Source organism: Pseudomonas cavernicola (assembly GCF_003596405.1).
Classification (GTDB): Bacteria; Pseudomonadota; Gammaproteobacteria; order Pseudomonadales; family Pseudomonadaceae; genus Aquipseudomonas; species Aquipseudomonas cavernicola.
In genome coordinates this window covers 864,806-886,024 of the sequence record NZ_QYUR01000002.1, presented here as the reverse complement: position 1 = coordinate 886,024, position 21,219 = coordinate 864,806, and the positions used below count along the sequence as shown (strand labels likewise).

The 21,219-nt window shown below is 61.9% G+C and carries 17 protein-coding genes; 11 read left to right on the top strand and 6 right to left on the bottom strand.

Annotated elements, in window-relative coordinates; translation table 11 throughout:
- The first annotated feature begins 48 nt into the window (after positions 1–48).
- The 4 genes from D3879_RS04475 (at position 49) to D3879_RS04460 (ending at position 4,383) form a co-directional block, all read left to right on the top strand.
- Complete coding sequence (locus D3879_RS04475) at positions 49–1,191, top strand: ABC transporter ATP-binding protein (protein WP_119952873.1); 1,143 nt, start codon at positions 49–51, stop codon at positions 1,189–1,191.
- A 23-nt stretch (positions 1,192–1,214) separates the two neighbouring features.
- Positions 1,215–2,096 carry an ABC transporter permease subunit gene (locus D3879_RS04470; protein WP_177412415.1) on the top strand — a complete coding sequence of 294 codons (882 nt, stop codon included), beginning with the start codon at positions 1,215–1,217 and terminating at the stop codon, positions 2,094–2,096.
- On the top strand, positions 2,093–2,992 hold the full coding sequence (locus D3879_RS04465) for an ABC transporter permease subunit (protein WP_119952871.1): 900 nt from the start codon (positions 2,093–2,095) through the stop codon (positions 2,990–2,992). Before D3879_RS04470 ends, D3879_RS04465 begins: the two co-directional genes overlap by 4 nt.
- Before the next feature lie 695 nt (positions 2,993–3,687).
- Positions 3,688–4,383, top strand: a complete 696-nt coding sequence (locus D3879_RS04460; protein ID WP_119952870.1) for an alpha/beta hydrolase — start codon at positions 3,688–3,690, stop codon at positions 4,381–4,383.
- 502 nt (positions 4,384–4,885) lie between these two features.
- On the opposite strand, the gene D3879_RS04455 is transcribed toward D3879_RS04460, so the two are convergent.
- On the bottom strand, positions 4,886–7,270 hold the full coding sequence (locus D3879_RS04455) for a penicillin acylase family protein (RefSeq protein WP_119954887.1): 2,385 nt from the start codon (positions 7,268–7,270) through the stop codon (positions 4,886–4,888).
- A gap of 137 nt (positions 7,271–7,407) precedes the next feature.
- Here D3879_RS04455 and D3879_RS04450 point away from each other — a divergent pair, with 137 nt between their 5' ends.
- The gene (locus D3879_RS04450) at positions 7,408–8,451 is read left to right on the top strand and encodes an AraC family transcriptional regulator (protein WP_119952869.1); all 1,044 of its coding nucleotides are present in this window, start codon (positions 7,408–7,410) and stop codon (positions 8,449–8,451) included.
- On the opposite strand, the gene D3879_RS27780 is transcribed toward D3879_RS04450, so the two are convergent.
- Both D3879_RS27780 and D3879_RS04440 read right to left on the bottom strand, forming a co-directional pair.
- Positions 8,448–9,086, bottom strand: a complete 639-nt coding sequence (locus D3879_RS27780; protein ID WP_420800917.1) for a methyl-accepting chemotaxis protein — start codon at positions 9,084–9,086, stop codon at positions 8,448–8,450. The genes D3879_RS04450 and D3879_RS27780 overlap by 4 nt on opposite strands.
- Before the next feature lie 1,147 nt (positions 9,087–10,233).
- Complete coding sequence (locus tag D3879_RS04440) at positions 10,234–10,821, bottom strand: DUF6436 domain-containing protein (protein ID WP_119952867.1); 588 nt, start codon at positions 10,819–10,821, stop codon at positions 10,234–10,236.
- Between the two features lie 392 nt (positions 10,822–11,213).
- On the opposite strand from D3879_RS04440, the gene bipL reads away from it, so the two are divergent.
- The gene (bipL, locus tag D3879_RS04435) at positions 11,214–12,185 is read left to right on the top strand and encodes a phospholipase BipL (protein ID WP_119952866.1); all 972 of its coding nucleotides are present in this window, start codon (positions 11,214–11,216) and stop codon (positions 12,183–12,185) included.
- Between the two features lie 232 nt (positions 12,186–12,417).
- Here bipL and D3879_RS04430 read toward each other — a convergent pair whose 3' ends face one another.
- A complete protein-coding gene (locus D3879_RS04430) occupies positions 12,418–13,185 on the bottom strand; it encodes a hypothetical protein (protein WP_119952865.1) in 768 nt (255 codons plus the stop codon).
- 330 nt (positions 13,186–13,515) lie between these two features.
- On the opposite strand from D3879_RS04430, the gene D3879_RS04425 reads away from it, so the two are divergent.
- Positions 13,516–14,139, top strand: a complete 624-nt coding sequence (locus D3879_RS04425; RefSeq protein ID WP_420800901.1) for a 2OG-Fe(II) oxygenase — start codon at positions 13,516–13,518, stop codon at positions 14,137–14,139.
- 71 nt (positions 14,140–14,210) lie between these two features.
- Here D3879_RS04425 and D3879_RS04420 read toward each other — a convergent pair whose 3' ends face one another.
- Positions 14,211–14,768, bottom strand: a complete 558-nt coding sequence (locus tag D3879_RS04420; protein WP_119952864.1) for a DUF6160 family protein — start codon at positions 14,766–14,768, stop codon at positions 14,211–14,213.
- Positions 14,769–15,035: 267 nt separating this feature from the next.
- Between D3879_RS04420 and D3879_RS04415 the strand changes: the two genes are divergently transcribed.
- On the top strand, positions 15,036–15,536 hold the full coding sequence (locus tag D3879_RS04415) for a 2-thiouracil desulfurase family protein (RefSeq protein WP_119952863.1): 501 nt from the start codon (positions 15,036–15,038) through the stop codon (positions 15,534–15,536).
- Between the two features lie 886 nt (positions 15,537–16,422).
- Here D3879_RS04415 and serA read toward each other — a convergent pair.
- Entirely contained in the window at positions 16,423–17,652 is a 1,230-nt protein-coding gene (gene serA / locus D3879_RS04410) for a phosphoglycerate dehydrogenase (protein ID WP_119952862.1), read from the bottom strand.
- A 199-nt stretch (positions 17,653–17,851) separates the two neighbouring features.
- On the opposite strand from serA, the gene D3879_RS04405 reads away from it, so the two are divergent.
- The 3 genes from D3879_RS04405 (at position 17,852) to D3879_RS04395 (ending at position 21,162) form a co-directional block, all read left to right on the top strand.
- On the top strand, positions 17,852–19,243 hold the full coding sequence (locus D3879_RS04405) for an FAD-binding oxidoreductase (protein ID WP_119952861.1): 1,392 nt from the start codon (positions 17,852–17,854) through the stop codon (positions 19,241–19,243).
- A gap of 197 nt (positions 19,244–19,440) precedes the next feature.
- On the top strand, positions 19,441–20,106 hold the full coding sequence (locus tag D3879_RS04400) for a fumarylacetoacetate hydrolase family protein (RefSeq protein ID WP_119952860.1): 666 nt from the start codon (positions 19,441–19,443) through the stop codon (positions 20,104–20,106).
- A 111-nt stretch (positions 20,107–20,217) separates the two neighbouring features.
- Positions 20,218–21,162, top strand: a complete 945-nt coding sequence (locus D3879_RS04395; protein ID WP_119952859.1) for an SdiA-regulated domain-containing protein — start codon at positions 20,218–20,220, stop codon at positions 21,160–21,162.
- The last annotated feature ends 57 nt before the right edge of the window (positions 21,163–21,219 follow it).

Sequence of the window (21,219 nt, the reverse complement as noted above, 5' to 3'; positions counted from 1 at the left end):
AAGGCCAGACCGCAGTGGCCTGGCCCTCTATAAGTTGGGAGTTTTGTAATGGCAGTTGCCTCCGGCGCCTACAAGAAAGCCCTCGAGGGCAACCAGCAACCTAAAGAGGTGCTGGTTAAAATCGACCGGGTGACCAAGAAGTTCGACGAGACTATAGCGGTGGACGATGTGTCCCTGACTATCAACAAGGGCGAGATTTTCGCCCTGCTCGGCGGCTCTGGTTCGGGTAAATCCACCTTGCTGCGGATGCTGGCAGGTTTCGAACGTCCAACCGAGGGCCGGATCTTCCTCGATGGTGAAGACATTACCGATATGCCGCCTTACGAGCGGCCGATCAACATGATGTTCCAGTCCTACGCACTGTTCCCGCACATGACCGTGGCGCAAAATATCGCCTTCGGCCTGAAGCAGGACAAAATGCCGGCCGCCGAGATTGATGCGCGAGTGGCCGAGATGCTCAAGCTGGTACAGATGAGCCAGTATGCCAAGCGCAAGCCGCATCAGCTGTCCGGCGGCCAGCGTCAGCGTGTGGCCCTGGCCCGTTCGCTGGCCAAGAGCCCGAAACTGCTGCTGCTCGATGAGCCGATGGGCGCGCTGGACAAGAAGCTGCGCTCGCAGATGCAGTTGGAACTGGTGGAAATCATCGAGCGGGTCGGCGTGACCTGCGTGATGGTGACCCACGACCAGGAAGAGGCCATGACCATGGCCGAGCGCATCGCCATCATGCACCTCGGCTGGATCGCGCAGATCGGTAGCCCGATCGACATCTATGAAACGCCGACCAGCCGCATGGTCTGCGAATTCATCGGCAACGTGAACCTGTTCGACGGTCAAGTGGTGGAGGACGCCGAGGGCCACGCGGTGATCGACAGCCCGGCGCTGGAGCGCAACATCTACGTCGGCCACGGCGTCAGCACCTCGGTGCAGGACAAGAACATCACCTACGCCATTCGCCCGGAAAAGCTGCTGGTCACCACCGAAAAACCGACCGGCGAGTACAACTGGTCACGTGGCAAGGTGCAGGACATTGCCTACCTGGGTGGCCACTCGGTGTTCTACGTCGAGCTGCCGAGCGGCAAAGTCGTCCAGTCCTTCGCGGCCAACGCCGAGCGCCGCGGCACTCGGCCGACTTGGAACGACGAAGTGTTCGTCTGGTGGGAAGACGATAGCGGGGTAGCATTGCGCTCATGAACACTCGAAAACTAAAGCGGCTCCTGCCCAGGGGCCGACACGTCGTCATCGGCGTGCCGTTCATTTGGCTGTTCCTGTTCTTCATGCTGCCGTTCTTCATCGTCCTGAAGATCAGCTTCGCCGAAGCCGACGTCGCCATTCCGCCCTATACCGAGATCTACAGCTTCGTTGAGCAGAAGTTGCAGGTGCTCCTCAACCTCGGCAACTACCTGCTGCTCGGCGAGGACGAGCTGTATATCGCGGCCTATCTGGGCTCGCTGAAGATGGCTTTCTTCAGCACCTTGCTCTGCCTGCTGATTGGCTTCCCGATGGCCTACGGCATCGCTCGCTCCAGCAAGGAAATGCAGACGGTGCTGCTGCTCTTGATCATGATGCCGACCTGGACGGCGATCCTGATCCGCGTGTATGCCTGGATGGGCATTCTCAGCAACAACGGTTTGCTGAATGCCTTCCTGATGGGCCTCGGGCTGATCGATGAGCCGCTGCAGATCCTCAACACCAACCTCGCGGTCTACATAGGTGTGGTGTACTCCTATCTGCCGTTTATGGTGCTGCCGCTCTACGCGAACCTGGTCAAACATGACCTGTCGCTGCTGGAAGCCGCGGCCGACCTCGGTTCGAGCAACTTCAACAGCTTCTGGAAGATCACCGTGCCGCTGTCGAAGAACGGCGTCATCGCCGGCTGCATGCTGGTGTTTATCCCGGTAGTCGGCGAGTTCGTGATTCCGGAACTGCTCGGCGGGCCGGAGACATTGATGATCGGTAAGGTGCTCTGGCAAGAGTTCTTCAATAACCGCGACTGGCCGGTAGCCTCGGCTCTGGCGGTGGTGATGCTGGCGATCCTGATAGTGCCAATCATTCTGTTCAACCGTAGTCAGGCGAAGGAAATGGAGGGCAGAGCATGAAGCGCTTCAGTTTCTCGAATCTGATGCTGGTACTGGGGCTGGTATTCATCTACCTGCCGATGCTGATTCTGGTGATCTACTCGTTCAACGCCTCCAAGCTGGTGACGGTCTGGGGCGGCTGGTCGGTGAAGTGGTATGTCGGTCTGCTCGACAACACTCAACTGATGAACTCGGTGGTGCGCTCGCTGGAAATCGCCTGCTACACGGCGATTGCCGCGGTCGCGCTGGGCACCCTGGCGGCCTTCGTGCTGACCCGGGTTACCCGCTTCAAGGGTCGCACGCTGTTCGGTGGCCTGGTCACCGCGCCGCTGGTGATGCCGGAAGTGATCACCGGTCTGTCGCTGTTGCTGTTGTTCGTGGCCATGGCTCAGTTGATCGGCTGGCCGGCTGAGCGTGGCATCCTCACCATCTGGATCGCCCACACCACCTTCTGCGCAGCCTATGTGGCAGTGGTGGTGTCGGCGCGCTTGCGTGAGCTGGACCTGTCGATCGAGGAAGCGGCGATGGACCTCGGCGCCAAGCCGTGGAAAGTCTTCTTCCTGATCACCATCCCGATGATCGCGCCCTCGCTGGCGGCGGGTGGCATGATGTCCTTCGCCCTGTCGCTGGATGACCTGGTGCTGGCCAGCTTCGTCTCCGGACCGGGTTCCACCACCTTGCCGATGGAAGTGTTCTCCGCCGTGCGTCTGGGGGTGAAGCCGGAGATCAACGCGGTGGCCAGCTTGATCCTGCTGGCGGTGTCCCTGATGACCTTCATGATCTGGTTCTTCGGCCGTAAGGCCGAAGAACGGCGCAAGCGCCACATCCAGCAAGCCATGGATGAAACCACCGGTGCGGCCTTGCTGAAGGGGCCGGACAGCCGTCGCGATCCGTCGCAACAGCAAATCGCCGCCTAAGCGGTCGGGAGTTAGCACAACAAAGGGTCACTTCGGTGGCCCTTTTTTTATCGCTTGGTTAAGCGTTCCGCCCCGGCGATTGCGCCAAACCGCCGCCCGCTAGGCTGGTTAAGTCGTGCTGAGTGTTGACTAGTGGCCTGTACGGCTAGTTGGTTAACTCAAGTTCGGATGCCTGGAGTCCTGAGACAAGGCGCCGTGACGAGTCATAGCTGGGCTACTTTGATCCGCGGCAACGCAGTATCGGGGCTTCAGGCGCCGAAATTGACTAATGGAACTAGCCACACAGGCCACGAGGCAATGGTAGGGCTTTGTACACCTGGCTGCATTCAACTGGAACACGCAATGACGTTCGACTTGAGCGGCGAAAGTCGGTTCTGAAGGCGCCATATGGCCACCGTATGACTGGCGCTTTTCGGCGTGAAGCAGCCATTGGGCGGAGCGATGGCAAATGAGTAGCTATGCTTCTTCTACTGCCGGAACTGACTGAGCAGATTGGGCTTTCCGTCCATGGTGTATAAACCCCTTCAGCGGTCACCAGGCTGACACAAAGCCCGGCCTCGTCAGAGGGTAGGCGAGAGAATAAGGAATGTTATCCACCAAGCCTGTAACCGCCTCTGCTAATTGACTCGCTTGAATAATGAGCTATAGACGTATAGCAAAATGGCTTTCCTCTCTCTCAGCCATGGAGTCGCAGAATGAGCACATCTCCTACAATCATCCTTGTGCATGGGTTTTGGGGCGGCGCAGCACACTGGAATAAGGTGATTATCGATCTCTCCAGAAATGGATACACCGACCTGCGAGCCGTTGAACTGCCACTCACATCACTTGCTGATGATGCTGAACGCACGCGAAAAATGGTGAAGCAGCAACAAGGGCCCGTCTTGCTGGTTGGGCACTCCTACGGTGGGGCCGTAATTACAGAAGCGGGCAATCTACCAAACGTAGTTGGCTTGGTCTTTATTGCTGCTTTCGCACCTGGCGCCGGGGAAAGCCCAGGTGGAATTAGTCAGGCTCATCCCCCTGCAGCCATCGCCAACCTCACTCCTGACAGTGATGGTTATTTGTGGCTCAACTACGACAAGTATCACGAGAGTTTCTGCCAAGACCTGCCTGCTGACGAAGCCTTGGCCATGGCTATCACTCAAAAGGCGCCATTAGCTAGTACTTTTGGCGACACCGTGAGCACACCAGCGTGGAAAACAAAGCCCTCTTGGTATCAGATTTCCAGCGAAGACCGCATGATCAACCCCGAGAACCAGAGGTTGATGTCCACCCGAATGAATCCGCGGAAGACCATCACACTGGCAGCCAGTCATGCATCGTTAGCCTCTCAACCTTCTGAAGTGTCTGCCCTGATCATTGAGGCAGCAAAATCCCTTAGCACTTAAATAGTTGGGCTCTAGCAAGTCGTATATGGACTCTCCCCCGCAAGTGGCGAGTAATGCTTTTCCAACCCTGTCGTCAGTGCGGTTGCATTCGTATACCCGGCCTTGGTTGGGCTCTGTGACCCGGGGCGATTCATCGGGGTGTTCGGAACCCATGCAACCGGCTATTCAGATGAAGCACTTTGTTCGCAGCATAAGGTCTGTGCGCCTGACCCCCCTCGCCCGTTTTACTGGGCGAGGAGGCATGTTTTTAGAGCCGCAGGCTCGTGTGCCGATGAGCGCCTGAACGCTCCGCGTGCAGGCCGGGGCGCGGAGCGGGGGCCGGGGGAGAGAGTGAGTCTCGGCCAAAAGTGAATTCATTTGGCCATGCTCCCCTCTCCCTCTCCCTCTCCCTCTCCCTCTCCCTAACCCGCTCCCCGGAGGGGCGAGGGGATAAAAAGCGCAGACGCATACTTAAGTGAACAGCATTACCGCCAGTGCGGAGCTTTTTATGCTTCGAGCCGGCCTACTGGGCCGGCATCAGTTTTAGCGTGCCTTTGGTATTGGCCGCCACTTCCGACTCTTCGAAGTGCTGCGGCAGGTAGCCGCCCTGCATATAAGTCTCCGCCTGATCCGCATAGTGCTGATCGAAGCGCACACCGCTCTGGCCGACTGGGTTGATGCCGAGGCTGTGCGCCGGGTCGGCGAAGTCGATCAGGCGGCGGGTCGACGGGCCGTAGACCACTTGCCAGGGTGCTGGGCCGACACGGGCGGAGAGGTTATTCGGCGTTTCGTGGCCGCCCGGGGCCGCGAAGGGGCCGACGTTGAACAGCTTATCCAGCGGCTTTTGCTGACCGAGCGGATGGCCGAGGGTGAGGGTATGGGCCTTGCCCCAGTCCCAGCCGGCGGGATCGTTGCCCTGGGTCTGTTTGAGGTGGGCGAGGCTGGTCTGCCACGCCGCTTTGACGGTATCGGCGCGGCTTTCTTGTGCCGGCGTGTTGCGGTTGTCCCACCAGGGCGAGTCGGCGTCTGCCGTCAACCGTGGCAAGGCGACGTCGAGCACGCGGGTCGACAGCAGGTTGTCGAAGAAGGCATCGCCGAGTTCGTCATGCATGGCGCTATCGGCTAGTTGGAACAGCAACTGGTTGAACAGCGTGGCGCTGGTCGAACCGAGCGGGTGGTCGCCTTGCCAGGTCGCCAGCTGTTCCAGCAGCGCGCGTTCTTCCGGCGCCGTCACCACTTCACGCAGCACCGGCAGCAACGGTGCGACCAGGCGTGGGCCGTAGCCGGTGGCGGTGTCGAGTTGCAGCGCCTGGCTGTTGTCCAGGTTCCATTTCACCGAGTTGTCGGCCAGCTGTTGATTGAGGCGCTGGCCGCGGTCCGGCAGGTTGTAGTAACCGGGAATCCCCATAGCCGTCGGCGAAACCGGCTGGAAGTTGGCGGAGACGATATAGCCACGCGCCGGGTTCTCTTCCTGCGGATTGTCGCTGAACGGATAGAAGCCGTTCTTGTCCGCTTCAGTCGTGCTGCCGTCGAGGATGAAATTCGGGTTCACCCCGGCCGGGCGTTTTGGCAACTGCGCGGCTGCCCACCAGCCGATATCCCCCTTGGCGTTGGCCCAGACCAGGTTGAGGCCGGGGGCCTGGATTTTCGCCGCGGCGCTGCGCATCTTTGCCAGGCTGTCGGCGCGGTTGAGCTGGTAGAAACCGTCGAGCAGCGGGTTCTCGGTTTCGAGGAAGGCCCACCACATGGCGATCGGGGTGTTGCCGCCGCTGACGCCAAGGGCGTCGTTGATGATCGGGCCGTGGGGCGACTGGCGCAGGGTCAGCTTGACCGCTGCCTCGCCTTTGACGCGGATTTCCTGCTCGCTGGTTGTCAGCTCGACCCACTGGCCGTTGAACCAGACCTGATTGGCGTTGGCCGGGTTGACCTTTTCGGCGATCAGGTCGAGGTCGTCGTTCTGGAACATGGTCAGGCTCCAGCCGAAATCCAGGTTATGGCCGAGCGAGGCGAAGGGGTTGAGCGCCTGGTGGTGACCGTACAGCTCGAAGCCCGGCGCAGACAGCTGCGCCTCGTACCACACCGCTGGCACGGCGAAGCGGATATGCGGGTCGCCGGCCAGCAGCGGCTTGCCGCTTTGGCTGCGGTTGCCGGCGATGGCCCAGGCGTTGCTGCCCTCGAACTGCGGCAGGCCAGCTTCGACCAGCGCCTGCTGGCTGATCCGGGCGATGGCGTTGAGGTCTTTCCAGTCGCTGGCGGCCAGGCTCGCTTGACCGACTACGCCTTGTGGGTGCCAGTCGAGGTCGAACACCTTCAGATAATTGGCGCCCAGTTCATCACGCACATAGGTCAATACCGGCTCGGTGCGCAAGGCCGCGGCAAAGCTGTAGGCCATGTAACCGGCAACGCTGACGGTATCTTCCGCGGTGAAGGGGCGCGGCTCGATCCCCAGCAGGTCGAACTCGACAGGTTTGGCGTGGCTGGCCTGGTATTGGTTGATGCCATCCAGATAGGCCTCCAGCGCCAGCCAGGAAGGTGACTGCTTGTCGAGCTTGGTCACGTACTCGTCGGCATGCTCGCGGATGCGCAGGGTGCGGAACAGCCGGTCGGTGTCGAGCAGCTTGGCGCCGAGCACTTCCGCCAGCTCGCCACGCGCCAGGCGGCGGAGCATTTCCATCTGGAACAGGCGATCTTGAGCATGCACATAGCCCAGCGCGCGGTACATATCCGCTTCGTTCTGGGCCTTGATATGTGGCACGCCGCGTTCGTCGTAACGCACGCTGACCGCCGCCTGCAGATGCGCGATCTGCGCTTGGCCGTCGCGGACCGGCTGCTTGCTGTGGACATACCAGGTCGCGCCGGCAGCCACAGCAGTAACCACCACGGCGAGGACAGTTAGGGTGCGTTTCATCGAGTTTTCCTTGTTCTTATGGGGCGTGGGCATGCGCAGCAATCGCAGAGCGCCCTGCATTCTGCGCAGCTTGAGGCGCTGCGACATTGACCAGGCGCTCGAATACTGGAAGTCTTTGGTCAATATAGGGGTAGACAATGAACTTAGAACAGGCAAGTCACAGCTCTGCGGCGCTGACCCATTCGCCGACCTTGCGGCGTTTGTTGTACGAGGCGCTGGCCAGTCTGGGGCTGGATCCCACCGATACCTACCGCCGTGCCTATCAGGGCGTGCCGCTGCCACCACCCTTGTTCAGCGGGCGGGAGGAGCACGACAACGCACCGTTGTTCTGGCAGGCACTGGCTGGGCTGACGGGGGATGTGGACATTGGCCTGCACCTGGGCGAAGTGATGAAGCCACGGCCGCTGGATGTGGTGAGTTACCTGCTGCTCGCCAGTCGCGACCTGCGCGAGGCGGTGCTGTGCTTTGTGCGCTATCAGCACATTCTCTCCGGCGGTTTTGCCGCGCGCCTGGAGGAGGAGGGCGAAACGGTGCGCCTGGTGCTGGATCTGAACTATCGCGGTTTTGGCTCGCTGCGCCAGCAGATGGAATGCCTGGCGCTGCTGCTGATCAAGATGCTTGGCAGCGTCAGCGATGGTGAGTTTGCGGTGCAGGGCATCGACTTCCGCCATCCGGCGCCGCGACGGCTCAGTGAGCATCGGCGCTTGTTCGGTCTGACCCCACGCTTTGCGCAGGCGCATGACGCGTTGATCTTCCCGAGCGCGCTGCTAGCGCGGCCGTCGCGTAGTGCCAATCCACGGTTGTTTGCCTTGCTCAGCCAGCAGGCGGAACTGGAGCTGGCGGAGTTGGCGGAGAATCAGTTGTTCAACCGGGTACGCTATTGGCTGACGGGCAACCTTGGGCAACCGGGCTGTAACTTGAAGGCCTGCGCCGTGGCGCTGGATTTGAGCGGCGGCGCCTTGCAGCGTGGCCTGGCGGCCCAGGGCAGCAGCTTCCGCGCCTTGCATGAGGAAGTGCGCCGGCAGCGCGCGCTGGAACTACTCGGCGCTGGCCAGGCGATCCGCGAAGTGGCCCGCGCCTGCGGCTTTGCCGAGCTGTCGCCGTTCTACCGGGCGTTCCGCCGTTGGTTTGGCTGTACCCCGCAGGCCTATAGGTCGCGTTGCACTGCCCCCCAGACCTAGTAGGCTGACACGGGCTGGAAGTAGCCCGTTGAGGCGGCCGGCCAGGCCTCATCCGACGCCGGGCTCACGGGCGGAGCACTGCTGACCCGGAACTCGCCGCACAGGCTGGTCAGATGCTCGGCGAGTTGCTCCAGACGCTGGCTGTCCTCGGCCACCTCGGCGGCATCGCGGGCGGTCTCGCCGGCAATCGCGCGCACGCTGTCGATCAGCCGCGCCACTTCGCTGGTGGCGGCCAACTGTTGGCGGGTGGACACACTGATCGCCTGAATCGCCTCAATCGAGCGGTGCACGTTGTCGAGCAGGGTCACGGTGCGCTCGGTGTGGCCGACACAGCGCGCCACCCCTTCATGGCTCTGCGCCATGGCCGCCACGGCATTGGCGGCGCCTTGCTGCAGGCGGCCGATCATGTTCTGGATTTCGCCGGTGGCCTCCTGGGTGCGGCGTGCCAACTGGCGCACCTCGTCGGCGACCACGGCGAAACCGCGGCCATGCTCACCGGCACGGGCAGCCTCGATCGCGGCGTTAAGCGCCAGCAGGTTGGTTTGTTCGGCTACCGCGCGAATCACTTCCAGCACCCGGCCGATCTGTTGTGATTCCTCGGCCAGCGCGCGCACCACTTCGCTGCTGCCGTCCATTTCCCGCGCCAGTTCCTGAATCCCCACCTGCGTCGCGGCGATGGCCGCAGTCCCTGCGGCGGCATCGGCATCCGCCTGGCGCGCGGTCAGGGCGGCCTGCTCGGCGTCATTCGAGACCGCGCCCACCGCCTGGGTCATTTCTTCGATGGCGCGGCCCATCTGTGCAGTGGCGCTTTGTAAGGTTTCGGCGCCCTGGTTCAGCTGGGCGGTCGAGCGGCTGAGATGGCTGCTGGTTGCGCGCAATTCATCGCCGGCGCCGACCACGCGGCTGACCAGGCGATCGAGCAAGTCGAGGAAACGGTTGAAGCGTTGGGCCAGGCGTTCGCTCGAGGGGCTGCGGTAGGCCAGATCGACCGGCTCGCCATCGCGCAACAGGTGTGCGGAGGTGCGCTGCAGATCCTCGCCAACCGCCGCTTCGCGCGCGCTGTGGAGGGCCAAAACCAACAGGATCAGGGTTTCCACTACTACATAGGAGGCGTGGATCAGAATCACCGGCCAGCCCGCACCGGCCTGCACGAGGTGGATGGTATCGCCGTTCTGCTGGGCGATGAAAAACAGCAAGTGGTGCACAGCGATGGTTCCCGCCGCCAGCAGGATCGGCAGCCAGTCGCGGTAATACACCAGAATGGCCAGCAGCACGAAGACGCTGAAGTGCATCTCGATCATGCCGTGGCTTTGTTGGATATGCAGGGCGGCGATCGCCATAAAGGCGACGCCGATCAGGCAGCGGTACGCGCGACTCCCGCCAATCAGTGAGTACAGCGCGCTCAGCGCCAGGGCGGTACCGCCGCCGATGGTCAGCGCGGCCGCCCAGGTGGAATGCCAGAAGGCCAGGCCGAACGCGTACAGCGTCATCGCCCAGAGTACGGCGAGCATCAGGCGGTCGGCTTGACGATAGAAGCTGGTGGACATGGTTTCCCTCCCGCTGCCCGGATAAAAGTGATGCCAGAGTAATGGCATCACTGAGTTTTGCGGGAGTGGCACGAATGTCCAATTGGCAGCGGGTTAAATCCGACGAAAGGTTGGCGCCGGTCATTTGCCGGTCGCAGCGGGCCAGGACAGTCAGGGCAGGCAGTCGTTGATGGTGCGGGGTGAAGGTGCGCGGGCGTAAAGCCGCAAAGACCAGTAAGGGTGGCCTGCGCCCGATTTATCCGGATTTATTGGTGGTTTCCGGCCATGGGCAGTAACAGCCGACGGCCAGGGTATGCGTGGCGTTGACCGGTCGGCCCTGCGCCAGCGCTTCGAGAATCGGCTCGATGAAGCTGTTGCTGGAGGTGCAGGTCGCGCCTTCGCTGTAAGGGCCGAAATAGGCCAGGCGCCCGTCTTTATCCCAGATGCCCACGGCGGGGCTGGCGGGCAGTTGTTCGGCGCCGGGCAAGTGGCTCAGCGGTTGCAACGCGCTCAGGGTGTCCGGCAATTGCCCATGGCTGCCGGGCTTTTGCACGGCATAGAAGGCCACGCCTTGCGGTGCGAAGCGTTCGAGGAGTTCCGCCAGGTGTTGCAGGTTGCCGACATTGCACGGGCAGGCGGGATCCCAGAAGTGCACCACGCGGATTGGCCCCGGCCCTGCCAACTCGTCCGGTAGGCGCAGACCATCGCCGGCGAACAACGCGGTCTGTTCGCTGAAAGGGCGGATATAGCGGGCCTCGAACCACCAGAAGGCAACCAGCATGGCGCCCAGCCAAACCACGGCGAGCAGGCTGGCGAGCAGAGTTTTACGGCGAGGCAAGCGCATGGCAGATCTTAGGCTCTGTTGACGTAAGCGAGCGCGCCGCGTTGCCGCGTCAAAGCCCGCCAGGCTAGGCGCGGGACGCAGGCAATGGTCATTCCCTTGGCAAGTCCCGCAACAACGCATGGTGGGCTTTGACGCGCAACCCGCAGGGACGGTGCAGTCTTGTCGCAGGGCTGCGTGACTCGTCGTTCATTTGGAATACCAAACTTCTCTCCTCGCGCCTTGCCCTGCGACAAGACGGCCTCCGTCGCGGCATGCTCGCTTACGTTAACAGAGCCTAGGGGGCGTGTAGCTTGCCATGTCAGGCCCGGCAGCTGAATATCGGCAGCCGTCGCCGGGCGGATAAATCCCTGCGGGATGTCCGCCGCTTATCTGAGAGGTCCGTGGAAAGTCTTATGCCAGAGCGTTTTCAACCCGATACCCTGCGTCCACGCCTGCGACCCTTAGTCGCAGCGGCGGCCGAACCGCCGGAGGTACAGGCCTATCGGCGCTTCTATGGCCTTGACTTGGCTGAGCGCTATCCTCACTTGCAGAGCCGCCTTGGCTGCTTCCAGGCGGCAGGCTATAAGATTGTCGCCCAGCTCTGGTGGCCCGTGCAGCCGGTGGCAACCTTGCTGCTGCAGCACGGCTACTACGACCACATGGGGTTGTATCGGCATGTGGTCGACTGGGCGCTGGGGATGGGTTTTGCCGTGCTCGCCTGTGATCTACCGGGGCATGGCCTGTCCAGCGGCACGCGTGCCAGCATCGGCGACTTCGCCGAGTACCAGACGGTGCTCCAGGGGCTGTTTGCCGAAGCCGCCGCGCTCGAGCTGCCGCAGCCCTGGCACCTGTGCGGGCAGAGCACCGGTGGGGCGATTCTGGTCGACTATCTGCTAAATGATGGCGGGCGTCCCGAACTGGGCGAAACTATCCTGCTCTCGCCGCTGGTACGGCCCCGCGCTTGGGGCTGGTCGAAGTTCAGCTATCGCTTGCTCAAACCCTTCGTCACCGGGATTGAGCGGCGCTTCAACGCCAACTCCAACGACGCCAACTTTCTCGAGTTCGTCCAGCGCGACCCCTTGCAGCCGCTGAGTCTGCCGACCGCTTGGGTGGGCGCGCTGGCGCGCTGGGTGCCCTATATCGAGGCTGCGCCACGGAGTGCGCGGAGTCCGTTGATCGTACAGGGCGATGCCGACCTGACGGTGGACTGGCGCCATAACCTGGCGGTGTTGCAGGACAAATTCGCTAGCCCGACGGTGCTGATGGTGCCTGAGGCGCGCCATCATCTGGCGAATGAGTCCGCGGCGCTGCGGGCGCGCTACTTCGACTTTCTCACTGAGCGTCTTAAGTCCTGTACGGAAAGTGCCTGCGGGCTTCGCGCATGATGCTGCGTTAAAAACAGGCTCAGGCCGTAGGCTCTACCCAGACCGTAGGCTGGGTAGAGGCGTTTTTTAGCCGAAACCCAGCTGGGCAGACGCTGGGTTTCATGAGGTGCATCCATGCACCTCGCCCTGTGGGCAGCTAAAGCTGTGCAAAACGGCTTCCCTGCCGTTTTGTCGCTTCGCTCTACCCAGCCTACAGATACATGTCCATTGACCGCCGTAGCCACTGCGCGAGTTAGATACCTGGCTGCGCCGGTGCCAGGTTGGCGCTGCTCTGGCCGACTGCCAAACCGGCGCGCATCGCGGCCAGCGCGGCCTGGTAGTAAGCCTTGCCGGCGGCGGACTCGGCGAAGGTAGCGAACTCTTCCAGTTCCGGGTCGGACAAGTCGCGGTAGACGTAAAGCAGCGTGTTATCCAGATCGGCGCCGATCTGCTCCATCAACCGCTGCCGCTGACTGTTCAGCAAGCCTTGGGCCTGATCGGCGCCGAGCAGGCCGGGGATCATCTGGCTGAGGCTGTCTGCGGCGACTCCGGCCAGAGCCAGGCTGACTTCGGCGCCTGCCTCTTTCGCCGGCAAGGCTTGGGCCAGGTGGCGGATCAGCAGGCGGCGGGTGGCGCTGGCTTCGATCTTTGGAATGCCGTTGGCATGTTTAGCGAGTTGCTCGCGGTGGGTCGCGTTGACCTCGGCCGCAGTGATCTTGAGGCCCAGCGGTGATTGGAAAAACGCCAGCGCCGGACCTGGGTCGGGCAGATTTTGCCGCAGCCCGGCCTGGGCACGTTGATCCATGGCCTGGGGCGCGAAGCGCTGATTGCTGTTGTTGACCAGTGCCTGATAGACCGCTGGCGGCAAACTGTTGCGGTAACGCTGCTGGGCGGCGCTGAGGGCGTCACTGAAATGCGCGCGTTGCTGCGGCCAGCCGGCCACCTGATACAGCTGGGCGAGGTCGTCGGCCAGAGCTGGCAGACTGCAAAGCAACAACACAAAAGCAAAAAGGACGCGCATAAGGACTCCTGTCGAGCAGGCGGCTATTTTCAGCGGCTTGACCCAGGCTTGTCGAGGCGCGTGAGCCGCGCTGTCAGGTTCTATACGAAAAGTGCCTGCTCTCGGTGATGCTGCGTTAAAAAGTGGCTCGGAATGCTCATTTACAACTTGTAAACTCCGCTTTCTCGCCTGTTGTTACGCCTTGTGACCCACATGGATGTGGGGAATGCCGCTACCCGTAGGCGACCCCATGGATGGGGGAGGTAGGAAAAATGCCGGGAGCATTTTCGAGAACGGGTGCGGCCCTGACTTCGCTTGGCTGACTTCCGTACAGAACCTAGAATCCAGGCTATGCCTACGACTACCGATCACTCACTGCTGTTAGCTATCGTCGATGACCTGGCCGAGTCTGGCTGGTCGCGGCAGAACCTCTTTATCGCGCAAGATCTGACCCTCGAACTGGCGACGGAGTGCCGTAAGCGTGCTGCGCAAGGTGGCTTAAGCCCGGCCAGTATCGGCCGTGGCGCGACTCAGGTGGTGCGCGAGGGGGTTCGTGGCGACCAGATCCAGTGGCTGGAAAGGGGCCAGTCGGCGGCCTCCGATCGCTACTTGGACCTAATGGAAGGCTTGCGCCAGGCGCTGAACCAGGGGCTCTACCTGGGACTGGAGGACTACGAAAGCCACTTCGCCCTGTATCCGCCCGGGGCTTACTACCAGAAGCATCTGGATCGCTTTCGCGACGATGATCGGCGGGCAGTCTCGGTCGTGCTCTACCTCAATCAGGACTGGCTGCCGGAACACGGCGGCGCCTTGCGCCTGTATCTCAAGGGCGAGCGGGAGCATGACCTTGCCCCGCTAGGCGGCAGCCTGGTGGTGTTCATGTCGGCCGAGTTGCCGCACGAGGTGTTACCGGCGGCTCGCGAGCGCTTGTCACTGGCCGGCTGGTTTCGTCGCCGCGGCGGTAGCCCGTTGTAGCCTGGGCTTGGTTGCAGCTCAGAACCTGTTCAACGCAGCATGGTCAAGCGCAGCAGATATTGAGCAGGTGCTCAGTGGCCCCAGACTTTAATGCTGCCGTGCAGGTCGGTGATGTCGCGGATTTCGAGACTCCCGAGGCGGTTAGTGCCGACATACATATCGCTTAAGACCCGTAGGCGAATGCGCTGCGCCGCCAGGCCGCTGGCGATCAGTTGCTGGTTGATGGTGGTCAGGTCCGGCAGGGTGAATTGCAGCTGCTCCTGGCCGCTGGCGTTTTTGACTACGTCGATCATCAGCGTCGGCTGGTTGACGCCGAAGATCGGCAGCACCAGGCCCAATTGCGCGGCGCCTAAGGCGAAGCTGCCACCGGCGCCATTTGGGCAATCGCCTGGATTGACGCAGCCGTTGTCGATCTTGATGTTGCGTAGCGATACGTTGCCGGTGGTATCGCTCCAGCGCAGCTCATTGATCCGCGCCATCAGGTCCAGGCGAATGCTGATACCGGCTTGGCCGCTGACCTCGCTGAGTGACTGGTTGTCCAAGGCCAGCAAAGCTGCCTGGCTGGGCAAGGCCAACAGGGTGGAGCCGCAGACCAATGGCAGGAGCAGGAGGTTTCTTAGGCTGAACATGCTGGGACTTCCTTGACGGGGTGCCTGGCCAGTCTGGAGTGAGAGACCTGGACTGGCCATCGGCGTTGAGCGTTTCCCGTCTAAGGATGGGCCTGGCGCGCTCGATTGCCGTGGGTTGTACGGGTTTGTCGGGTGATTGGCTTGGCATTCTCAGGGCATTACCGCACCTTCGATCAGGCCGCCTCGCCAGGCACCTGCGAGTGCTGTTACCGGCGGTGACCTTGCGTGCTTGGCGGGTTAGGCTGGAGTTTGAATCTGGAGATCATGATGCAAAAAGTCTTGGTCAGCCGCTGTCTGCTTGGGCATCGGGTGCGTTATGACGGCGGCGCCCACGGCCCCTTTGAGCTGCTGGCGCTTTGGCAGGCGGAAGGTCGCGTGGTGGCGCTGTGTCCGGAAGTCGCGGGTGGTCTGCCGACGCCACGGCCACCAGCGGAAATTCCCGGCGGTCAGGGGGCTCTGGTGCTCGACGGCCAGCGTGCGGTTCTGACGATCGATGGCGAGGATGTCAGTGCGGCTTTTCTCGCCGGTGCGCAGCAGGCCCTGGAACTGGTGCAAGCACAGGGTATTCGCCTGGCTGTGCTCAAGGCGCGCAGCCCGTCGTGCGGCAATCGTGAGAACTACGATGGCAGTTTCAGCGGGATGAAGGTGGCGGGTGAGGGCGTCACCGCCGCGTTGCTCAGGCGCGCCGGGGTGCAAGTCTTTAACGAGGAGGAGCTACCGGCGGCGGCAGCGGCCTTGCTGGTCTTGGAGGCCGAAGCTAGCGCTTGAGCGGACGGGGCCGCGCGAGGCGCCAGGCAGACCCTCGGTGGAAAACCGCGGTGCGGGTTTTCCACCCTGCGCAGGCTCTCGCCTTGCGGAGGGTGGATGACGCTCTTCTCATCCGCCCATCAGGGGACACACAAAAACCAATCGGAGTGATCGGGTAGGAGGCGGGGTCACCCCCGCCGTCCTCCCACACCACCGTACGTACGGTTCCGTATACGGCGGTTCCTGCCTACTGACAAACTGCATCAGCGAGCTTGGTTTCGTTCGATGTGTCGCCCGCGTAGTCTAAGCACCCGGACAGGCTCTCGGGACTTCCGGCCCCTACCTCCTGATTGTCCAGGCCTCCGTATAAGGGAGCTTGTGCCTGCGACCCGCTCAGAGAGCACACCTGACTATCCGCTCATGGCAGGTTCAGCCCTTCATTGCTCCGGTTCCGAGCAACTACTACGGCCTCGGCTGACTTCTGCTCGCCCATCCCGTCACCTCACGATGCCGGTAGCACATGGCAGGCGAACAGATCTCCCAGGGTAATTCGCGCGACCTTCCTGCTTATGCCTGTCGGATATACGTCGTAGCGTTCCGTGCAAGTATCGGGCTTTGGCAATTATGGCTACCTCACCCCGCTACGCCGCCTAATCCGCTTCCTGTTCGTCAGGCCAGCAGTTTGCCTTCGGCTTCCTTCAGATTCGCAGTCGCCCGCGACACCCTTGCCTTCAGCTAACACTTCCCCTTGCCGGGTGTGTAGAGGACTTCCACCTCCAAGTCATCCAGCTCACCACCACAGTGAGCCAGACAGCGCCAGTCACGGCGCTACGCGCCATGCCTGGCGCACCACACAAAAAAGGGAGGCCGAAGCCTCCCTTTTCACGGTCACTTTGCCGCAGCGTGCTTAGAACAGCACGCGGCTACGGATAGTGCCGTTGACGTGTTGCAGCTTCTCCAGCGCCAGGTCGGAGTAGTCGGCGTCGACGTCGATCACCACGTAGCCGACCTTGTCGTTGGTCTGCAGATACTGACCGGAGATGTTGATGCCGTTGTCGGCGAACACCTTGTTGATCTCGCTCATCACACCCGGCACGTTCTCGTGAATGTGCAGCAGGCGGTGCTTGCCGGGGTGGGCGGGCAGCGCCACTTCCGGGAAGTTGACCGAGGACACCGAGGTACCGTTGTCGCTGTACTTGACCAACTTCTCTGCGACTTCCAGGCCGATGTTGGCTTGCGCTTCGGCAGTCGAACCACCGATGTGCGGGGTCAGGATCACGTTGTCCAAGCCGCGCAGCGGGCTCTCGAACTCTTCATCGTTGGAGCGCGGCTCGACCGGGAACACGTCGATGGCGGCGCCGATCAGGTGTTTGTCCTTGATCGCATTGGCCAGGTGATCGAGTTCGACCACCGTGCCGCGTGCCGCGTTGATCAGGATGCCGCCCTTCTTCATCGCGCGGATTTCCGGCTCGCCGATCATCCACTGGGTGGACGGCAGTTCCGGTACGTGCAGCGAGACGATATCGGCCATGCCGAGCAGATCGTGCAGCTTACCGACCTGGGTGGCGTTGCCCAGCGGCAGCTTGGTCACCACGTCATAGAAATACACCTGCATGCCCAGCGCTTCGGCCAGCACCGAGAGCTGGGTGCCGATCGAGCCGTAGCCGACGATGCCGAGCTTCTTGCCGCGGATCTCGAAGGAATTGGCCGCGCTCTTGATCCAGCCGCCACGGTGGCAGGAGGCGTTCTTTTCCGGGATGCCGCGCAGCAGCAGGATGGCTTCGGCCAGCACCAGTTCGGCCACCGAGCGGGTGTTCGAATAGGGCGCGTTGAACACCGCGATGCCGCGTTCGCGGGCGGCGTTCAGGTCGACCTGGTTGGTGCCGATGCAGAAGCAACCGACCGCGACCAGCCTCTTCGCGCAGTCGAAAATCTCTTCGGTCAGCTGAGTGCGCGAGCGAATGCCGATGAAGTGGGCGTCGGCGATCTTTTCCTTGAGCTGATCTTCAGGCAGCGAGCCGGTCAGGTACTCAATGTTGGTGTAGCCGGCAGCCTTGATGGTGTCCACGGCGGATTGATGGACGCCTTCCAGGAGAAGGAACTTGATCTTGCTCTTGTCGAGAGAGGTCTTGCTCATCTGAGTACCTGTTGTCCCGGTAAAAATGTCAGGGAAAGCGGACAGCGCGGGCTGGCCGAGCCGGCGTGGAGCCGCTGCGCAAACCGAGCGGAGGGCACGATTCGCGGGGTGCGTATGCTAGCATGTTCTCCTTTTTCCTTGCTCGGTTGCGACCTGAAACGTTCTCAGGGCGACCATGAATATTGCGAGAGTTCCGTAGATGACCGACGTTGCCCTGATTGAACAGCTGAAGACCCTGGTTGAGCCTGGCAAGGTGCTGACCGACGCCGACTCCCTGAATACCTACGGCAAGGATTGGACCAAGCATTTCGCCCCGGCGCCGCTGGCCATCGTCTTCCCCAAGAGCATCGAGCAAGTGCAAGCCATCGTCCGCTGGGCGAACGACAAGCAGGTCGCGCTGGTGCCTTCGGGTGGCCGTACCGGGCTTTCTGCCGCCGCCGTCGCCGCCAATGGCGAAGTGGTGGTGGCCTTCGACTACATGAACCAGATTCTTGCCTTCAGCGAATTCGACCGCACCGTGGTCTGCCAGCCGGGTGTGGTCACCAAACAGCTGCAGATGTACGCCGAAGAGCAGGGCCTGTACTACCCGGTGGACTTCGCCTCGGCTGGTTCCAGTCAAATTGGCGGCAATATCGGCACCAATGCCGGCGGAATCAAGGTGATTCGCTACGGCATGACCCGCAACTGGGTGGCTGGGCTGAAAGTCGTCACCGGCAAGGGTGATCTGCTTGAGTTGAACAAAGACCTGATCAAGAACGCCACCGGCTACGACCTGCGCCAGCTGTTTATCGGCGCAGAAGGCACTTTGGGCTTCGTGGTCGAAGCGACCATGCGCCTCGATCGCGCCCCGCAGAACCTCACCGCGATGGTCCTTGGCGCGGCTGATTTCGACTCGATCATGCCGGTGCTGCATGCCTTCCAGAACAAGCTGGACCTGACGGCCTTCGAGTTTTTCTCCGACAAGGCGCTGGCCAAGGTGCTGGCGCGTGGCGATGTGCCGGCGCCGTTCGACACCGATTGCCCGTTCTATGCGCTGCTGGAGTTCGAGGCCTCCACCGAGGAAGTCGCCAATGCTGCGTTGGCCACCTTTGAGCATTGCGTCGAGCAGGGCTGGGTGCTCGATGGCGTGATGAGCCAGAGCGAACAGCAGCTGCAGAACCTCTGGAAACTGCGTGAGTTCATCTCCGAGACCATCTCGCACTGGACCCCGTACAAAAACGATATTTCGGTAACCGTGGCGAAAGTGCCAGCCTTCTTGCACGATATCGACGCTATCGTCGGCGAACACTACCCGGACTTCGAGATCGTCTGGTTCGGCCATATCGGTGACGGCAACCTGCACCTGAACATCCTCAAGCCAGACAACCTGAGCAAGGACGAGTTCTTCGCCAAGTGCGCCACGGTGAATAAGTGGGTGTTCGAGATCGTGCAGAAGTACAACGGCTCGATCTCCGCCGAGCATGGCGTCGGTATGACCAAGCGCGACTACCTGACTTACAGCCGTTCGGAAGTGGAGATTGCCTACATGAAGGCGATCAAGGCCACCTTCGATCCAAACGGCATCATGAACCCCGGTAAAATCTTCGCCTGACGCGTCGGGCTCTTGTAGGAGCGAGCTCTGCTCGCGATTGGCCCCCGAGTGATCGCTCGCGATGCTCGCTCCTACGGGTAAGGCGTAGTTGTAGGGCGGGTTGTAACCCGCGTTGCTGCCGTCGGCACCCATTGAAGCACCGGCCAGCAGGGCCGGATGGCGGGTTTCACCCGCCCTACCAGAGATTAGGAATCGGTATGAGCTACCAGCACCAGTACATCGACGGCACTCGCATCCACTTCCCGCTGGGCAAGGTGGTGTGTATCGGCCGCAACTACGCCGAGCACGCCAAGGAGTTGGATAACCCGGTGCCGAGCGAGCCGCTGCTGTTCATCAAGCCGGGTAGTTGCGTGGTGCCGCTGGAGGGTGGCTTCAGCATTCCTGTGGATCGCGGCGTAGTGCATTACGAGGCGGAAATCGCCGTGCTGATCGGCAAACCGCTATCGCGCACGCCGAACCAGGAAGAAGTGCTGGACGCCATTTCCGGCTTCGCCCCGGCGCTCGACCTGACCCTGCGCGACGTGCAAGCCAGGCTCAAGGAAAAGGGTTACCCCTGGGAGGTCGCCAAGTCCTTCGACGGCGCCTGCGTGCTTGCGCCTTTCGTGCCGGGCAGCGCAATCGAAGACCTGACTGACATCGGCATTCGCCTGAGCATCAACGGCGAAGTGCGTCAGGACGGTAATAGCCGCGACATGCTCAACCCGATCCTGCCGATGATCCAGCACATCTGCGGCCACTTCAGCCTGCAGCCGGGCGATGTGCTGCTGACCGGCACGCCGGCCGGTGTTGGCCCGCTGAGCCGCGGCGATGAGCTGGTACTGGAGCTGGTCGGCCACTCGCGTTTCGTCAGCCAGGTGTTGTAAGGTCGGTGGTCTCTGCGCTGCAGAGACCAGGGTTCTGTCAGGGATGATGTTAGGGGACTGTCATGCAGTGGCGGCTAGTTTGCCCGTCTTTGTCTTGTCGAGCCGGTTCATATGTCTAACCTTTTGTCCCGTCTGTGGCGCCCGCGCCGGCTCCTGCTGGTTTTCGTTGTCCTGGTCGTTGCGGTCCTTGGCTACACCCAGCGTTGGCTCGGGCAGGGGCTGTACTGGTTCGACGAACGCAATGTCAGCCAATCCCAGCGCGATGCCAGCATCTGGTTGCCGGGTTACCGCGCGGTGATCCAGGCCAAGCCTCTGGCCGATCTGGATGACGACGAACCCTCGGACCTGACCTACAACCCCGAAAGCAAGACGCTATTCACCGTGACCGGCATGGACCCCCAATTGGTCGAGTTGAGCCTGGATGGCGAAGTGCTGCGGCGTATCGACCTGATCGGCTTCTCCAACCCGGAAGGAGTGGCGATGCTGAGCAATGGCAATATGGCGATCACCGATGAGCGCCGACGTACGCTATCGATTTTCAAGCTCAGCCCGCTGACCATCGAATTGCGCGCCATCGATACCCAGGAGTTCGACCTGGGCTTCGCCGATTCGGGCAATAAGGGCTTCGAGGGCATTGCCTGGGATCCGGCCCAGCAGCGTTTGCTGTTGGGTAAAGAGCGTTCGCCCACGGCCATGTTCAGCTGGAGCAGCGATGGCACTGCGGGGCTCGAGGGCAAGATGGTACCGCTGCCCAGCGACCAGTTGTACATGCGCAACCTCTCGGCGCTGAGCGTCGACCCGCGCACGGGCCACTCCCTGGTACTGTCGGCTCAGTCCAAGCTGTTGCTGGAGCTGGATGAGCACGGCCAGCCGATCAGCTTCATCAGCCTGTACGGCGGCATGAACGGCCTGCACAAGAGCATCCCGCGCGCCGAGGGCGTGGCCATCGACGAGCAGGGCACCATCTACATGGTCAGCGAGCCGAACCTGTTCTATGTGTTTCGCAAGGAGCCTGAGTCGCCTGAGCCGGCGACGGCCGAGGTGCCGGCGTCTTAAGCTTGGCTTAAGGCGCAATTAAGCCTCAGTTCAGCCACGCCCTTTAGCCTGGCCCCA

Bases quoted from the DNA above. Each gene is read 5' to 3' on its own strand.
- D3879_RS04455 (WP_119954887.1), bottom strand. From the start codon at position 7,270: ATGAAACGCACCCTAACTGTCCTCGCCGTGGTGGTTACTGCTGTGGCT.
- D3879_RS04400 (WP_119952860.1), top strand. From the start codon at position 19,441: ATGAGCTACCAGCACCAGTACATCGACGGCACTCGCATCCACTTCCCG.
- D3879_RS04430 (WP_119952865.1), bottom strand. From the start codon at position 13,185: ATGCGCGTCCTTTTTGCTTTTGTGTTGTTGCTTTGCAGTCTGCCAGCT.
- D3879_RS04440 (WP_119952867.1), bottom strand. From the start codon at position 10,821: ATGCGCTTGCCTCGCCGTAAAACTCTGCTCGCCAGCCTGCTCGCCGTG.
- serA (WP_119952862.1), bottom strand. From the start codon at position 17,652: ATGAGCAAGACCTCTCTCGACAAGAGCAAGATCAAGTTCCTTCTCCTG.
- D3879_RS04465 (WP_119952871.1), top strand. From the start codon at position 2,093: ATGAAGCGCTTCAGTTTCTCGAATCTGATGCTGGTACTGGGGCTGGTA.
- D3879_RS04425 (WP_420800901.1), top strand. From the start codon at position 13,516: ATGCCTACGACTACCGATCACTCACTGCTGTTAGCTATCGTCGATGAC.
- D3879_RS04450 (WP_119952869.1), top strand. From the start codon at position 7,408: ATGAACTTAGAACAGGCAAGTCACAGCTCTGCGGCGCTGACCCATTCG.
- D3879_RS04475 (WP_119952873.1), top strand. From the start codon at position 49: ATGGCAGTTGCCTCCGGCGCCTACAAGAAAGCCCTCGAGGGCAACCAG.
- bipL (WP_119952866.1), top strand. From the start codon at position 11,214: ATGCCAGAGCGTTTTCAACCCGATACCCTGCGTCCACGCCTGCGACCC.
- D3879_RS04415 (WP_119952863.1), top strand. From the start codon at position 15,036: ATGCAAAAAGTCTTGGTCAGCCGCTGTCTGCTTGGGCATCGGGTGCGT.
- D3879_RS04405 (WP_119952861.1), top strand. From the start codon at position 17,852: ATGACCGACGTTGCCCTGATTGAACAGCTGAAGACCCTGGTTGAGCCT.
- D3879_RS27780 (WP_420800917.1), bottom strand. From the start codon at position 9,086: ATGGACGGCAGCAGCGAAGTGGTGCGCGCGCTGGCCGAGGAATCACAA.
- D3879_RS04460 (WP_119952870.1), top strand. From the start codon at position 3,688: ATGAGCACATCTCCTACAATCATCCTTGTGCATGGGTTTTGGGGCGGC.
- D3879_RS04395 (WP_119952859.1), top strand. From the start codon at position 20,218: ATGTCTAACCTTTTGTCCCGTCTGTGGCGCCCGCGCCGGCTCCTGCTG.
- D3879_RS04420 (WP_119952864.1), bottom strand. From the start codon at position 14,768: ATGTTCAGCCTAAGAAACCTCCTGCTCCTGCCATTGGTCTGCGGCTCC.